Origin of the sequence: Amycolatopsis sp. DG1A-15b (assembly GCF_030285645.1) — a bacterium.
Lineage (GTDB): Bacteria > Actinomycetota > Actinomycetes > Mycobacteriales > Pseudonocardiaceae > Amycolatopsis.
The window spans coordinates 1,545,373-1,560,213 of record NZ_CP127296.1; the positions used below are offsets into that span (position 1 = coordinate 1,545,373).

Genomic DNA, 14,841 nt, shown 5'->3' on the forward strand with positions numbered 1-14,841 from the left:
GCTCCCGGCTCCCGTACCGTCCACATCGGACACTGAGTGGTGACCGGCAGGCCACCGCCATTGTCTTTACTCGCCGGTAAAGACGGGAGCAACGCCGTGTCGGCGAGCCGGGGGTGAGTCACCCGGGATCGCTCAGGGATGTGACAAGTCCACGCGCCCGGCGCTCGCCTGTCGCGAAAACTCGGGAAAGTGCTTTCGCGGCCGCAACCTTGCGCAGGTGTCACTCGTTGCGCGACTATCTCGGGACGTTCTGCACGTGCATGCGCACGGCGAGGGGGAGTGGTGACCGAAGTGGCGCCGGCGGTGGCCGGGACGACGGACGTCCCGAGCGACGCGGCCTTGATCGCGGCAGTCCGTGGTGGCGACATCGCGGCGTACGGCGAGCTCTACGACCGGCACCTCCCCGCCGCCCGTCGGGTGGCGGCCGCGATCGCCGCCGACCGGGCGGAGCGCGACGACCTGATCGCCGAAGGGTTCACCCGCGTACTGCGGATTCTGCGCTCCGGCGAGGGACCGGACGAGGATTTCCGGCCGTACCTGCTGACGACCATCCGGAACACGATGATCAGCTGGCGCCGGCGCGACTCGGCCGTGTCACTCGTGGCCGAGGTGCCGGACGTCCTGCCGGGTGCGGGGAGTGACGAGCCGGTCGGCAGCCGGTTGCACGCCGCCGTCGCCGGCGACGCGTTCGCGAGCCTGCCCGAGCGGTGGCGGACGGTGCTGTGGCGGACCGAGATCGACGGCGAGTCGCCCGCGCGGATCGCCGAGGACCTCGGGATGACGCCGAACGGAGTGGCCGCGCTGGCCTACCGCGCCCGGGAGGGCCTGCGCCAGGCCTACCTGGACCAGCACGTTCCCGAGGCGCGGCGGCGCAACTGCAAGAGCGTATCGGGCCAGCTGGCCAAGTTCGTGCGCGACGGCATCTCCGACCACAAGGCGCACCGGATCGCCGCCCACCTCGACCGCTGCCCGGACTGCCGGGAGCTGGCCGCCGGGCTCCGGCAGCTCAACGAGGAACTGCCCGCCGCGGTGACCCCGCTCATCCTGGGCATCCCGATCGTCTCGCAGTGGTTGTCCACCTCCGGCTCGCTCGCCACCTCCGGAGCCGCCGCGAGTGCCACCGGCACGGGCGCGTCCGCCCTGTCGTGGGCCACCGCGGCGAAGGTGGCTGTCGCGGGCGCGGCGCTGGTCACCACGGTGACGATCGGCGCGAGCACGTCGAGTGACGCCCCGCCGCCGCTGTCCGGCGGCGAAGGCACGACGACCCAGCCCGCGCGGACCGGGCCGCAGGCCGGCTCCCGCAACGGCGTCCCGCCGGGCGGCGTCGCGTCGACGCCGGACACGCAGGTCACGACGGTGCCCGGGGCTCCCGGCGTGGAGCCGACGGGCGCGCAGCCGGCGGGCGAGTCGTCGGGCGCCGCTGTCTCCGGGCAGCCGGCGGCGGCGGGGAACGGCAACAACGGCAACGGGAACGGCAACGGCAACAACGGGAACGGGAACGGGAACGGCAACAACGGGAACGGCCTCGGGAACGACCCGGCCGCGAAGGAGTCGAAGCAGGCGGCCAAGGAGTCGTCGAAGGCCGCGAAGGAATCCGCGAAAGAGTCGAAGAAGGCCGAGAAGACGAAGAACCCCGGGGAATGACCCGGCGCCGCGCGACGCCGGGCCATCCCGCTCAGCAGGGCTGCAGCAGCCAGCAGAGCCGGTAGTTCGCCTGGTAGGTCGCCCCGGTCGCCGGCGCGACGACGTTCTGCGTCCGCGCCCCGCCGTGCGCCCAGCTGGTGAAGGCGTACTTCATGTTCAGCGGGGGCAGGTTCTGCGGGCTGTTCGCGCTGATCGAGTTGGTCGATCCGGCGATCACCGTCCGGGAGAACGGCGTGCGCTGCTGGGTCCCGCCGACGGTGAGCATCGCCTGGCTGGGGCTCGAGGTGAAGTTCAGCGTCACCGTTTTCGGCTGGAGATCGATCGTCTGGGACCCCGTGCGGCCCGTCGAGTCGGTCGCGGTCAGCGTCAGCTGCAGGTACGACGGGTATTCGTGGTCCGGCGCGACGAACGACCCCGCGGCGACGCCGGGGAAGTCCTGGACGTTGTGGGTGTGGCAGGTGCCGTTGGCCGCGCAGTGCCGGATGGCGAGCCGCCAGGACAGCGCCGCGGGCGGCAGCTCGCCGTCCTGGGCGTCGACGGCGCGGCCGGAGAACGGCACCGTCTGCCCGACCGACCAGGTCAAGGTGGGGCTCGGGGTGTCGATGACCGGCACCGGGTCGAGCCCGGCCGGGGTCCCGACGGTCACCCGGACCGTCGTGGTCGCCGACGCGCCGTGGGAGTCGGTCACCCGCAGCCCGGCGTCGACCGCCGCGGCGGTGGTGTAGGTCCAGGTGGGCCGCGGTACCGCGGAGTCGTCGTAGGCGCCGTCCGCGTCGAGGTCCCACGCGTAGGAGAGCGTGTCGCCGGCGTCGGGGTCGGTGGAACCGGTGCCGTCGAACTGGACGGTCAGCGGCGCCGGACCGCTGGACGGCGTCGCGGTGGCCGCGGCCACCGGCGGCCGGTTGGTACCGCCCGCGTAGCTCACCCGGCGCAGTTCGCCGGCGCCCAGCGCGACGTAGAACAGGTCGCCGCCGGGGCCGGTGAGCACCTGCACCGGCGTGTTGACGCCGGTCACGAAGGGCACCAGCTTGCTCGGGCTGGGCTGGCCGGCGACGGTCTGCATCGCCCAGATGCAGCCGCGGGAGGAATCGGCGAAGAACAGCGCGCCGGCGTACTCGGCCGGGTAGGTGCTGCCCGACTCGAAGGCGATCCCGCTGATCGAGGAGCCGCCGGTGGGGCACGGGTCGGTGGCCACGACCTTGGCGCTGTGGTTGTAGGCGTAGAACGGCGCGGTCTGGCCGCCGGCGGAGTACAGCGATTCGCAGCGGTCCAGGTTCGCGCCGTCGTAGCCGGCCTGGCGTCCGGTGCCTTCGAAGCAGGGCCAGCCGAAGTTCTCCGCCACGCCGTCGCCGGCGTTCGGGACGCGGTTGATCTCTTCCCAGGTGTTCCAGCCGACGTCACCGGCCCACAGTTCGCTCGTGCCGGGCCGGAACCCGAACCGGAACTGGTTGCGCGAGCCGTAGGCGATGACGCGCCGGGCGTTGGCGTCGGTGCTGCTCGCGAACGGGTTGCCGGGCAGGCCGTCGCCGGTGTCGGGGTCGATGCGCAGGAGCGCGCCGTTGAGCAGCACGGGCTGCCCGGCCGCGCGGCGCGGGGACTGCGACCGCAGCGCGCCGCCTTCGGCCGACGGCGGGCTGAGGTTCGTGCCGGCCGGCGAGGGCGGGTCGGCGCAGGGATTGCCGACCTGGCCGTAGTCGGCGAAGTTGAAGCTGGCGCCGTCACCGCCGCCGGCGTACAGGGCGCCGTCCGGACCGAAGGCCAGCGCGCCGACCGAATGGCTGGGGAACTGCTGGCACCAGCCGGTGACCAGCGGTTTCTCGCTGACCGCCGTTCCGTCCGGGTCCATGGTCAGCTGGGAGACGCGGCCGGTCACGACACAGCCGGAGTCGGTCGCGCCCGGCGGGGTCGGGCAGGTGTCGCCCCACTTCGGCGCGGTCCCGCCCGGCAGGGCGTCGAGGGTGTAGGAGACGTAGACGTACGGCCGGGCGGGGAAGGCCGGGTCGACCGCCAGCCCGAGCAGGCCGCGGTCCCAGAAGTCCTGGGTCGGCGTGCGGAGGTCGGCGAACACCGTCGCCGTCGGGTCGGCCAGGTTGTCGAACACCTTGACCAGGCCGCTCTTCTCCGCGACGAACACCCGCCCGTCGGGGGCGAACGCGGCGGCGGTCGGCGAGCTGAGGCCGCCGATGGCGACCGTGTCGGTGAAGCCGGCGGGCACGGCGGCGGCCGGCGCCGCGGCGGCGACAGCCACCGCGAGGGCACCGGCGAGGGGCACGACCACCCCCGCCGCCAGTGCGCGTCTTGATCTTCGCGGAACCAGGAAACGACGAGAAACCATCACGAACTCCTCGTGCGGCGGGGACCGGACTGGCGCGAACGCCGTCCGTTATGGCGCGGGAAGCCCGAATGTTGTTACGCCACAGACAAGAATGTGCACGAACAGCTCAATCCCGTTGAGGGTCAATGACTTACCGGCCCTCGCGCGGCCACCGCGGTGCCGCCATGCTGGTGACCTCCGGTCGACGAGGAGGTCATCCATGCTGGCACTGCCGACGACGATGGCTGCCTGGCGCGTCCGGCGGCCGGGCCCGATGGCGGCCGGGCCCGTGGACCTGGTGCGGGCGCCGGTGCCGCGGGCGGGCGCGGGGGAGCTGCTGGTGCGGGTGCTGGTGTGCGGGGTGTGCCGGACGGACCTGCACGTCGCCGAGGGCGATCTGCCCGTGCACCGGCCGGGGGTGACGCCGGGGCACGAGGTCGTCGGCGAGGTGGTCGCGCTCGGCGCGGACGTCACGGGCTTCGCGGCCGGCGACCGGGTGGGGATCGCGTGGCTGCGCGCCACCTGCGGGCGGTGCCGGTACTGCCGGCGGGGGCGCGAGAACCTGTGCCCGGAATCGCGGTACACCGGCTGGGACGCCGACGGCGGGTACGCGGAGTTCGCGGTCGTCCCGGCGGCGTACGCGTTACCGCTGCCCGGCGGCTACCGCGACGACGAGCTGGCGCCGCTGCTCTGCGCCGGGCTGATCGGGTACCGCGCGCTCGCGCGGGCGGCCCTGCCCGAAGGCGGCCGGCTGGGTATCTACGGGTTCGGCGGGAGCGCGCACCTGACCGCCCAGGTGGCGATCGCGCGGGGTGCGACGGTGCACGTGCTGACGCGCAGCGCGGCCGCTCGTGAGCTGGCCCTGGCGCTCGGCGCGGCGTCGGCGGGGGACGCGGCTTCACCGCCTCCGGAACCGCTGGACTCGGCGATCCTCTTCGCGCCGGTCGGTGACCTGGTGCTCCCGGCGCTGGCCGCGCTCGATCGCGGCGGAACGCTCGCCATCGCGGGCATCCACCTCTCCGACGTACCGCCGCTGGACTACCGGCGGCACCTGTTCCAGGAACGTCAGGTGCGCAGCGTCACCGCGAACACCCGGGCCGACGCCCGGGAGTTCCTGGACTTCGCCGAGCGCCACCACCTGGAGGTCAGCACGGTGCCCTACGCACTGGACGCGGCGGACCGGGCGTTGACCGACCTGGCGGCGGACCGGGTGACCGGCGCGGCGGTGCTGCGAGCCACGTGATTCCGACGATAACGCTTCTCGAGTATCACTGATGCTAACCTGGTTAGTATCAGTGTGAACATCGAGAAGGGGCGCACCATGATCGTCATCACCGGGGGAACCGGGCGGCTCGGGTCGCGGATCGCCGGCCGGCTGCTCGAGCGGGTGCCGGCCGCCGAGATCGGGGTCAGCGTCCGTGAGCCGGAGCGGGCCGCCGGACTCGCCGCCCGCGGGGTCCGCGTCCGGCGTGGTGACTTCGCCGACCCCGGTTCACTCGCCGAGGCGTTCGAGGGGGCGGCGCAGGTCCTCGTCATTTCGACGGATGAGACGGGCGAGCGGGCCGTTGCACGCCACGTCGCGGCGATCGAAGCCGCGCGCTCGGCGGGGGCGAAGCGCGTCCTCTACACCAGTCACCAGGCCGCGGCGGCCGATTCGCTGTTCGCGCCCATGGCCGACCACGCCGCTACCGAGCGCCGGGCCGGCGAAGGGCCGTTCACCGCGCTCCGGAACGGCTTCTACGCCGGCACGGTGCCGCTGCTGCTGGGTGGGGCGCTCGAGACCGGTGAACTGGCCGCCCCGGCCGACGGGCCGGTGTCCTGGACGGCGCACGCCGACCTCGCCGAAGCCGCGGCGATCATCCTCGCCGACGAGGGCCGGTTCGACGGGCCGACGCCGCCGCTGACCGCACCGGTGGCCCTCGACCTCGGGGACATCGCCGCCCTGCTCACCGACCTCACCGGGCGGCCCGTGCGGCGAGTGGTGGTCGCCGACGACGCGTGGCTGGCCACGCTGGCCGGGCACGGCGTCCCGGCGGCGCAGGCGGAGCTGATGCTCGGCATGTTCCGGGCCGCCCGGCGCGGCGAGTTCGCCACGGCCGGGCCGGAGCTCGAAGACCTGCTCGGGCGTCCGGCGACGCCGCTTCGGGCGGTGCTGGCCGAAGCGCTCGAGCGATAACCCGGGGGAGCGGCGGCGCCGACAGGATCCACAGTGGACGGTCGGTGATACAAGAGGCGTACAACGCCGGTGTATGAATTTTGGATCACCGGCTGGCGTACTCCTCCCCATGCGTACTCCGAAAGTGATCCTGCTCGCGCTGGCCGTGGCGGCCGGCGCGCTGGCGCTGCCCGGGACGGCGAGCGCCGCCTACAGCGACCCGCTGACGACGACGGCCAAGCAGAACCTGGTGTGGCACGCCACGCCGGCCGCCGCGCTCACCACGCTGGACAGCGCGCTGCCGAACGTCAGCCTCAACACCGTCGTCAACGACACCAGCTACGACATGACCGGCTGCACCGCCGCGGAAAAGGCCTCGCTGCCCAAGGCCCCGGTGGCCACCAAGTCGATGTGCTGGGACGCCGACCGCGCCGGGTCGGCGGCGTGGGTCCCCCAGTCCGTCACGACCTCCGGCGACGCCGACAGCGACGGGAAGTGGGGCAACGACAAGATCATCCTGTCCGGCTGGCACGGTACCGACGAGCTCAGCACCCCCGGCAACGACCGGTACAACGACGCGCGGATCCAGGCGATCAACTACAACGACCCGGCCAAGCCGTCGTACCGGATGATGTACCTGGCCGTGCCCAACAGCACCGGCAGCAGCTTCTCCGCCGCGGAAGCGCACATGGGCGGGATGGCCTGGTACGGCGACAAGATCTACGTGACCGCCGTGGGCAAGACCTCGACCGCGATCCGGGTCTTCAGCACCAAGCACATCCTGCAGATGACCGACACGACCTCGAACACCATCGGCAAGACGTCGTCCGGGTACGCGGCCTGGACGTACAAGTACGCGATGATGCAGATCGGCTACTACAGCTACGCGGGCGGCACCTGCAACATGGCCTCCGACACGGCGGTGCCGTGCTTCTCGTCGATGTCGCTGGACCGCAGCACCAGCCCGGTGAGCATCGTGACGTCGGAGTACTTCAAGGAGACGAACCTCCACGGCCGCCTCTACCGCTACCCGATGGGCGACGACTTCCTGCTGGCGGCCTCGTCCGGCACGGTGCCCGCGACCGAGGCGTTCCGCAGCAACGTGGGCAACGTCCAGGGGGTGCTGTCCAACGGCGGCAAGTGGTACGTGGCCCACAGCTCGGCGACGATCAACGGCCAGCTCTGGGCCCAGACGACGGCGAAGAGCACCTCCGCGACCTGCGGCACCGGGACGACGGCCTGCTGGGCCATGCACCCGGAGGCGCTGACGTACGACTCGTCGACGGGCCTGGTGTGGTCCATGGCGGAGTGGTCCACGGCCGAATGCGCGGCCGACAGCCAGACCTGCGGCCGCTCGGTGTTCGCGGTGCCGCTGTCCTCGCTGCCCGCGTGAGCTGAGCTCGCGGAAGGCCGCTCCGGGAACCTGCCGGGGCGGCCTCCCGGCGTTTCAGGCCCCGGGGTGGCCGCAGGCGTAGACGTTCGCCGAAGCCAGCGCCACGCAGGCGGGGCAGGTGTTGACCGGCCGGTCGCGGCGGCCGTAGTACGGGTGGCGGGCGCCGCACAGAGCCTTGAGCACGTCCCCGGGCCGGGGATCCGGATGGCACCGGGGACAGTAGGCGTGCGCGGCGCGTTCGACTTCGGCGCTCATGTCACCCGGGTACCCCCGCGGCGGCGTGCCAACCCGCCGCCACGCTCCCACGGACCGCCCGCCGGTGAAGCACCAGATCGCGATGACCGGGTCGCAGATCGCGCAGCCGAACGACGAGCCGTGGGCGAACGGCAGGATCGGCTGGCCCTTGAGGTGGTGGACGATGTCCCAGCCGGTGTGCAGCAGCCAGCCGACGCCGATGAACGTCCACGAGTCGAGCCCGCGGAACGCGACGTAGGTCAGCAGCGCGCAGAACACCACCTCCCACGGCCCGAGCGCGCCGCCGGAGAGGTAGGCCGCCCCCGCGCCGCCCACCAGCACGGCGTTGAACCGCTGCCGGTGCCGCTCCGGGACCAGCGAGTTGAGCAGGACGTAGGCGAGGCCGATGAGGATCGGCGCCAGGATCTCGATCACGGGGTCCGACGTTAGGAATCGGCCGTCCCGGCGGCCAGTGGCCCGGAAGCCAGGAGCCGACGAGATCTCGCCACGGTCTTAACTCAATTGATTGACTTAAAATGAGGTACGCTGCCGCCATGACCCCCACCCAGTCGCTCACCGCCGCGGGAAGCCGTCGTTTCCGCGGCCGGCCGCGGTCATGACCGTGCCGTTGTCCGCGGTGGCGCCCGAACTGCGCGGCCGGGTCCGGTGGATGCCGCGCCTGCCGCTGGAGCGGGCCTGGGCGCGGCGCCTGGTGCGGGCGGCGACCGCGCGGACGCGGCCGCCGTCGCTGCCGGACGTCACCGTCGAGCTGCACCCCGGCCGGCGCGTGTACCGGCCGCGGACGCCCCGGTCCGACCGCACGCTGCTGTGGATCCACGGCGGCGGCCTGGTCATCGGCGTGGCGGCCCAGGACGACCGGTTCTGCGCGGGGACGGCGGCCGAGCTCGGCATCACCGTCGTGTCGGCCGAATACCGCCTCGCGCCGGAGCACCCGTACCCGGCGGCGCTCGAGGACTGCCACACCGCCTGGACCTGGTTGCGGGGCCACGTCGCCGCCGAGCAGGTGGTCGTCGGCGGCCAGAGCGCCGGCGGCGGGCTCGCCGCGGCACTCGTGCAGCGCCTGCACGACGAGGGCGAGCGGCCGCGGGCGCAGTGGCTGTTCTGCCCGATGCTGGACGACCGCACCGCCGCCCGCCGCGCCCTCGACGTCGCCGGGCACCGCGTCTGGGACAACCGCCTCAACCGCTTCGGCTGGCGTGCCTACCTCGGGACCGAACCGGGCGCGCCGGTCGTGCCGCTGTACGCGGTGCCCGCGCGCCGGGACGACGTCAGCGGGCTGCCGGAGACCTGGATCGGCGTCGGGGACATCGACCTGTTCCACGACGAAGCCGCCGAATACGCCCGGCGGCTCCGCGCGGCGGGCGTCGCCACGACGTTCCACGTCGTCCCCGGCGGGCCGCACGGGTTCGAGGCGTGGGCGCCGTCGAGCGAGTTCAGCCGCCGCTACCTGGCCGCGGCGCGGGCGTGGCTGGGACGGCTCGGGTGAGCGCATCCGTAAGGTGGAGCCCGGCAGGGCGGCTGGGTGACCGGGTGGGTGGATGAACGTCAAGGCGGATCGCGCGAGTGCCACGCGGGAGAGCATCCTCGTCACCGCGGAGCGGCTGTTCGCCGAGCACGGGGTGCACGCGGTGTCCAACCGGCACATCAGCGAGGCGGCCGGGCAGGGCAACAACGCCGCGGTCAACTACCACTTCGGCACCAAAGTGGACCTGGTCCGCGCGATCGCCCGCAAGCACTCCGGCCGGATCGAACGGCTGCGCGAGGAGCTCGTCGACGCCATCGACGGCGACGGTGAGCTGCGGGACTGGGTGGCCTGCCTGGTCCGCCCGAGCACGAGCTACCTGCACGAACTGGGTTCCCCGACGTGGTTCGCGCGGTTCAGCGCCCAGGTGATGACCGACCCGGCACTGCGGGCGATCATCGCGGAGGAGTCGCTGTCCTCGCCGGCGCTGGCCCGCGCGGTCGAGGGGCTGAACCGCTGCCTCGACGGCCTCCCGCCCGACGTCCGCGCCGAGCGCAGCGACATGGCCCGCCAGCTGATGATCCACATGACGGCCGAACGCGAGCGGGCCCTGGCCGAGGGCACGCCCACCCCCCGCGCGAGCTGGAACGACGCGGGCACGGGCCTGATCGACGCGCTCACCGGCCTCCTCCTCGCCCCGGTGACCCCGGCTTCCTGACCACCCGCGTACCTGGGTGGACGACTCGCGTACCTGGATGGACGACTCGCGTACCTGGGCGGACGACACGGTGCCGGGTTCGGCATTCGCCGTGTCGTCCGCCCACGTGCGCGTGTCGTCCGGGTGGGTACGCGTGTCGTCCGGTGCGGTTCGTCCGCGCGGATGGATCGGGGCGCCGGAGTTCGTCGGCGTGCACGAACGGCGGCGGCGGAAATCCTCCTAACGTCACCTCGATCGGTGGTGACGAGGAGGCGGCGGGTGCGGACACTCTTGCGGGGCGGCCGGGTCGTCGATCCGGGGACCGGGTTCGACGGCGTCGCCGACGTGCTCCTGGCCGGCGGGACGGTCGAGGCGGTCGGCGCCGGGCTGGAAGCGCCCGACGCGACCGAGGTCGACGTCGCCGGGCTCGTCGTCGGGCCCGGGTTCGTCGATCTGCACAGCCACGTCCACTCCGTCGCCGGGCAGCGGCTGCAGGCGATGGACGGCGTCACCACCGCGCTCGACCTCGAAGCCGGCCTGATGCCCGTCGAGCGGGCGTACGCCGAAGCCGCCGCGGCCGGGCGGCCCCTGCACTACGGCTTCTCCGCCTCCTGGGGCGCGGCCCGGGCGCAGGTCCTCGCCGGGATCGAGCCCGACGCGAACATCGACAGCGGCCTGGCCGTCCTGGGCAACCCCGCGTGGCAACGCTCTTCGTCACCGACGGAGCTGGCCGCCTGGCTGTCCCTCCTGGACGCCGAGCTCGCGGCCGGTGCTCTCGGGATCGGGGTGCTCATGGGGTACGCGCCGCAGACCGCGCCCGGCGAGTTCCTGGCCGTCGCCCACCTCGCCGCGATGGCCGGGGTGCCGACCTACACCCACGTCCGCGAGCTGGTCGAGGTCGACCCCGCGATCCCGGTCGACGGCTCGGCGGAGATCGCCGCCGCCGCGGGGGAGACCGGCGCCGCGATGCACCACTGCCACGTCAACAGCACCTCCGGCCACCACATCGACCGCGTCCTCGCCACCCTCGACGACGCCCGCCGCGCGGGCTCCCGCGTCACCGTCGAGGCCTACCCCTACGGCGCGGGCAGCACCGCGGTCGGCGCCGCCTTCATCGAGCCGGACCGCCTGCGGCTCAAGGGACTTCGTCCGTCCAGTGTGGTCATCCTCGAAACCGGGGAACGCGTGCGCGACGAAGCCCGCCTGCGGCAGCTGCGGCGGGACGACCCGGGCGCGCCGTGCCTGCTGGAGTTCCTCGACGAAGGAGACCCCCGCGAACGCGCACTGCTGCACCGGGCCCTGGCCTTCCCCGACGCCGTCGTCGCCAGCGACGCGATGCCCGTGTCGTGGCCGGACGGCCGCAGCGAAAGCACCGAGTGGCCGCTGCCGCCCGGCGGGCGGACGCACCCGCGCACCGCGGGCACCTTCGCCAAGACCCTGCGGCTGATGGTCCGCGAAGCGAGTGCCTGGAGCTGGCTCGAGGCGTTCCGGCGCTGTTCGTACCTGCCCGCGCGGCTCCTCGACGACGTCGCGCCCGCCGCCCGCGGCAAGGGCCACCTGGGCACCGGAGCCGACGCCGACGTCGTCGTCCTCGACCCGGAGCGCATCACCGACACCGCCACCTACGCCGACCCCACCCGGCCCTCCCACGGGGTCAGGCACCTCTACGTCGCCGGGGTTCCCGTGGTCGCGGACGGAAACCTGAACCGGGAAGCGCTGCCCGGCAAGCCGCTGCGGGGGGAGCCGAAGTGAGCGACCTGATCGCGGACATCGAAACGCTGGTCCGCTGCGAATCGCCGTCGGACGACCACGAAGCCGTCGCGCGCAGCGCCGAAGCCGTCGCCGTCGTCGGCCGCCGCCTCCTCGGCGCCGAGCCGGAGCGCCTGGTCACCGACGGGTGCACGCACCTGCGGTGGCGCTTCGGCGACGGCCCGCCGCGGGTCCTGCTGCTCGGCCACCACGACACCGTCTGGCCGCTGGGCTCCCTGCGGACGCACCCCTTCACCGTCGAGAACGGCATCCTGCGTGGCCCCGGGTGTTTCGACATGAAGGCCGGCGTGGTGATGGCCCTGCACGCGGCCGCGGCGCTGCCGGATCGCACGGGCGTCGCCATCCTCGTCACCGGCGACGAGGAGATCGGGTCCCCGCTGTCCCGCGCGCTCATCGAGGACGAGGCCCGAAGCTGCGACGCGGTGTTCGTGCTCGAAGCCTCGGCCGACGGCGGCGCGCTGAAGACCCGCCGCAAAGGCGTTTCCCGGTACTGGATCGAAGTCGACGGCCGGGCCGCGCACGCCGGGCTCGAACCCGAGAAGGGCGTCAACGCCGGGATCGAGGTGGCGCACCAGATCCTCGCGGTGGCCGCCCTCGCCGATCCCGGCCGCGGGACCACCGTCGTCCCGACCGCGCTGAGCGCCGGGACCACGACCAACACCGTGCCGGCCGCGGCGAGCGTGGCGGTGGACGCGCGGGTGTGGGACGTGGCCGAACAGGACCGCGTCGATCGGGCCGTGCGCAGCCTGGCACCGGTGCTCGCGGACGCGCGGATCCGCATCGCGGGCGGCATCAACCGGCCGCCGCTGGAGGCGGCCGCGTCGGCGGAGTTGTTCGCGCTGGCGGACGAACTGGCGAGCGGGCTCGGGATCGGACCGCTCACCCGGGCCGCGGTCGGCGGCGCGTCGGACGGCAACTTCACGGCGGGGCTGGGCATCCCGACGCTCGACGGCCTCGGCGCGGTGGGCGGGGGAGCGCACGCCGACGACGAACACGTCGTCGTCGCGGAGCTGCCCCGGCGGACCGCGCTGCTCGCCGCGCTCACCGAAACCGTGCTGGCGCGGGGAACTTCGTCCGCGCCGACGAACGTGCCCGGTGAATCCGGTGCGGGACAACGGTGACCGGCGGCGAGCGTCCGGAAAGGATGGTGGGCGTGACAGAAGTCGTGACGAACACAGCCCCGCCGTTGCGGGACGAGGCGGCCGCCGCGGCGGCCGGTGCCGCCCTCGCCTCGGGCGTCCGGATCCGGACCCTGGCCGAGGTCGCCGACCTGGCCGCGGTGTCCCGGCTCTTCGAATCGATCTGGCGGCCCGCGCCGGGAAACCCGCTCGTGACGGCCGAACTGCTGCGGGCCATGGCCTCGGCGGGCAACTACGTCGCCGGGGCGTTCGACGGACCCGAGCTGCTCGGCGCCTGCTTCGGGTTCTTCGGCGAACCCGCGAAGGGAGGACTGCACAGCCACATCGCCGGGGTCGCGACCACCGGGCACGGCCGCGGCATCGGCTTCGCGCTCAAGCTGCACCAGCGCGCGTGGGCGCTGCGCCAGGGGGTCGCGGTGATCTCCTGGACGTTCGACCCGCTGGTGCGCCGCAACGCCCACTTCAACCTGACCAAGCTCGCCGCCCGCCCGGCGCGCTACCTGCCGGACTTCTACGGCCCGATGCAGGACGGGATCAACGGCACCGGCGACACCGACCGCCTCATGGTCGCCTGGGACCTGGCGAGCCCGTCCGTGCGGGCGGCCGCCGCCGGCCGGCCGGACCGGGTGGACGCGGCGGCACTGCGGGCCGGGGGAGCCGCCGTCGCGCTGGCGGCCGGCCCGGACGGCCGCCCGGTCACCGGCTCCGCGGACGCGCCGGTGGTGCTGGTCGCCGTCCCGCCGGACATCGAGGCGCTCCGGCGCACCGACCCGGAGCAGGGCCGGGCCTGGCGGGTCGCGCTGCGGGAGGTGCTCGGCGGCCTGCTCGCCGGGGGTGCCTCGGTCACCGGATTCGATCGTGCCGGCTGGTACGTGCTGACCAAGGAGCCTTCGTCGTGAAACTCACCGGTGTGGAACTCCTCCGCGTGCGGCTGCCCCTCGTGGCCCCGTTCCGGACGTCGTTCGGCACGCAGGCCGAACGCGAACTGCTGCTCCTGAGGGCGGTGACGTCCGAGGGCGAAGGCTGGGGTGAGTGCGGGGCGATGGCCGGCCCGCTCTACTCCTCGGAGTACATCGACGGTGTCGAGCACGTGCTGCAGGCCTTCCTCGTGCCGGCGCTCCTCGCCGCCGGGGACCTCACGGCGTACAGGGTCGCGCCGCTGCTGGCGAAGTTCAAGGGCCACCGGATGGCCAAGGCCGCGCTGGAAATGGCCGTGCTCGACGCCGAGCTGCGAGCGCACGGCCTGTCCTTCGGCACCGCACTGGGGTCCACATCGGACTCCGTGCCGTGCGGGGTGTCGGTCGGGATCATGGACTCGATCCCGCAGCTGGTGGACGTCGTCGGCGGTTACCTCGACGCCGGGTACCTCCGCATCAAACTGAAGATCGAGCCCGGCTGGGACGTCGAGCCGGTGCGCGCGGTCCGCGAACGCTTCGGCGACGACATCCTGCTGCAGGTCGACGCGAACACCGCGTACACGCTGTCGGACGTGCCGCAGCTGCAGCGGCTCGACCCGTTCGGGCTGCTGCTGATCGAGCAGCCCCTGGAAGAGGAGGACGTGCTCGGTCACGCCGAGCTCGCCAGGCACCTGCGGACGCCGATCTGCCTGGACGAGACCGTCGTGTCGGCGGCGTCGGCCGCGGCCGCGATCCGGCTCGGCGCCTGCCGGATCGTCAACATCAAGCCGAGCCGGGTCGGCGGCTACCTGGAAGCGCGGCGGGTGCACGACGTCTGCGCCGCGCACGGCATCCCGGTCTGGTGCGGCGGGATGCTCGAAACCGGGCTGGGCCGGGCCGCCAACGTCGCGCTGGCGTCGCTGCCCGGGTTCACCCTGCCCGGCGACACCTCGGCGTCGGACCGGTTCTACCGCACCGACATCACCGAACCGTTCGTGCTCGAGGCCGGACGGCTGCCGGTGCCGTCCGGGCCCGGTCTCGGCGTCACCCCGATCCCCGGGCGGCTGGCCGAGGTGACCACCGCCAAGTCCTGGCTCGCCTAGCGAAACGAGAGGT

The 14,841-nt window shown here is 73.5% G+C and carries 11 protein-coding genes and 1 pseudogene; 10 read left to right on the forward strand and 2 right to left on the reverse strand.

Annotated elements, in window-relative coordinates; all coding sequences use genetic code 11:
* Positions 1-282 precede the first annotated feature (282 nt).
* Positions 283-1,644: a sigma-70 family RNA polymerase sigma factor gene (locus QRY02_RS07185; RefSeq protein ID WP_285990713.1), complete on the forward strand. Its 1,362-nt coding sequence runs from the start codon at positions 283-285 to the stop codon at positions 1,642-1,644.
* Positions 1,645-1,675: 31 nt separating this feature from the next.
* Here QRY02_RS07185 and QRY02_RS07190 read toward each other — a convergent pair whose 3' ends face one another.
* Complete coding sequence (locus QRY02_RS07190) at positions 1,676-3,979, reverse strand: PQQ-dependent sugar dehydrogenase (protein ID WP_285990714.1); 2,304 nt, start codon at positions 3,977-3,979, stop codon at positions 1,676-1,678.
* Positions 3,980-4,199: 220 nt separating this feature from the next.
* Here QRY02_RS07190 and QRY02_RS07195 point away from each other — a divergent pair, with 220 nt between their 5' ends.
* The 3 genes from QRY02_RS07195 (at position 4,200) to QRY02_RS07205 (ending at position 7,506) form a co-directional block, all read left to right on the forward strand.
* Complete coding sequence (locus tag QRY02_RS07195) at positions 4,200-5,201, forward strand: zinc-binding alcohol dehydrogenase family protein (protein ID WP_285993784.1); 1,002 nt, start codon at positions 4,200-4,202, stop codon at positions 5,199-5,201.
* Positions 5,202-5,255: 54 nt separating this feature from the next.
* Positions 5,256-6,134 (forward strand): NmrA family NAD(P)-binding protein, encoded by an 879-nt coding sequence (locus QRY02_RS07200; protein ID WP_502874193.1) that lies wholly within the window; start codon positions 5,256-5,258, stop codon positions 6,132-6,134.
* A 109-nt stretch (positions 6,135-6,243) separates the two neighbouring features.
* Complete coding sequence (locus QRY02_RS07205) at positions 6,244-7,506, forward strand: hypothetical protein (RefSeq protein ID WP_285990715.1); 1,263 nt, start codon at positions 6,244-6,246, stop codon at positions 7,504-7,506.
* A 258-nt stretch (positions 7,507-7,764) separates the two neighbouring features.
* Here QRY02_RS07205 and QRY02_RS07210 read toward each other — a convergent pair.
* Positions 7,765-8,175, reverse strand: a pseudogene (locus QRY02_RS07210) (DUF6010 family protein); the annotation flags it as partial.
* Positions 8,176-8,356: 181 nt separating this feature from the next.
* Here QRY02_RS07210 and QRY02_RS07215 point away from each other — a divergent pair.
* The 6 genes from QRY02_RS07215 (at position 8,357) to menC (ending at position 14,828) form a co-directional block, all read left to right on the forward strand.
* A complete protein-coding gene (locus QRY02_RS07215; protein WP_285990716.1) occupies positions 8,357-9,247 on the forward strand; it encodes an alpha/beta hydrolase in 891 nt (296 codons plus the stop codon).
* A gap of 52 nt (positions 9,248-9,299) precedes the next feature.
* Positions 9,300-9,941: a TetR/AcrR family transcriptional regulator gene (locus QRY02_RS07220; protein ID WP_285990717.1), complete on the forward strand. Its 642-nt coding sequence runs from the start codon at positions 9,300-9,302 to the stop codon at positions 9,939-9,941.
* A 258-nt stretch (positions 9,942-10,199) separates the two neighbouring features.
* Positions 10,200-11,672 carry an amidohydrolase family protein gene (locus QRY02_RS07225; protein ID WP_285990718.1) on the forward strand — a complete coding sequence of 491 codons (1,473 nt, stop codon included), beginning with the start codon at positions 10,200-10,202 and terminating at the stop codon, positions 11,670-11,672.
* Positions 11,669-12,811: a M20 family metallopeptidase gene (locus QRY02_RS07230; RefSeq protein ID WP_285990719.1), complete on the forward strand. Its 1,143-nt coding sequence runs from the start codon at positions 11,669-11,671 to the stop codon at positions 12,809-12,811. The genes QRY02_RS07225 and QRY02_RS07230 overlap by 4 nt, the downstream gene beginning before the upstream one ends.
* Before the next feature lie 23 nt (positions 12,812-12,834).
* A complete protein-coding gene (locus tag QRY02_RS07235; protein WP_285990720.1) occupies positions 12,835-13,728 on the forward strand; it encodes a GNAT family N-acetyltransferase in 894 nt (297 codons plus the stop codon).
* The gene (gene menC, locus QRY02_RS07240) at positions 13,725-14,828 is read left to right on the forward strand and encodes an o-succinylbenzoate synthase (RefSeq protein ID WP_285990721.1); all 1,104 of its coding nucleotides are present in this window, start codon (positions 13,725-13,727) and stop codon (positions 14,826-14,828) included. The genes QRY02_RS07235 and menC overlap by 4 nt, the downstream gene beginning before the upstream one ends.
* Positions 14,829-14,841 lie beyond the last annotated feature (13 nt).

What these genes read in the sequence shown, in the direction of transcription:
- QRY02_RS07190 (WP_285990714.1), bottom strand. Translation starts at nt 3,979, where the DNA reads ATGGTTTCTCGTCGTTTCCTGGTTCCGCGAAGATCAAGACGCGCACTG.
- QRY02_RS07195 (WP_285993784.1), top strand. Translation starts at nt 4,200, where the DNA reads ATGGCTGCCTGGCGCGTCCGGCGGCCGGGCCCGATGGCGGCCGGGCCC.
- QRY02_RS07205 (WP_285990715.1), top strand. Translation starts at nt 6,244, where the DNA reads ATGCGTACTCCGAAAGTGATCCTGCTCGCGCTGGCCGTGGCGGCCGGC.
- QRY02_RS07215 (WP_285990716.1), top strand. Translation starts at nt 8,357, where the DNA reads ATGACCGTGCCGTTGTCCGCGGTGGCGCCCGAACTGCGCGGCCGGGTC.
- QRY02_RS07220 (WP_285990717.1), top strand. Translation starts at nt 9,300, where the DNA reads ATGAACGTCAAGGCGGATCGCGCGAGTGCCACGCGGGAGAGCATCCTC.
- QRY02_RS07235 (WP_285990720.1), top strand. Translation starts at nt 12,835, where the DNA reads ATGGTGGGCGTGACAGAAGTCGTGACGAACACAGCCCCGCCGTTGCGG.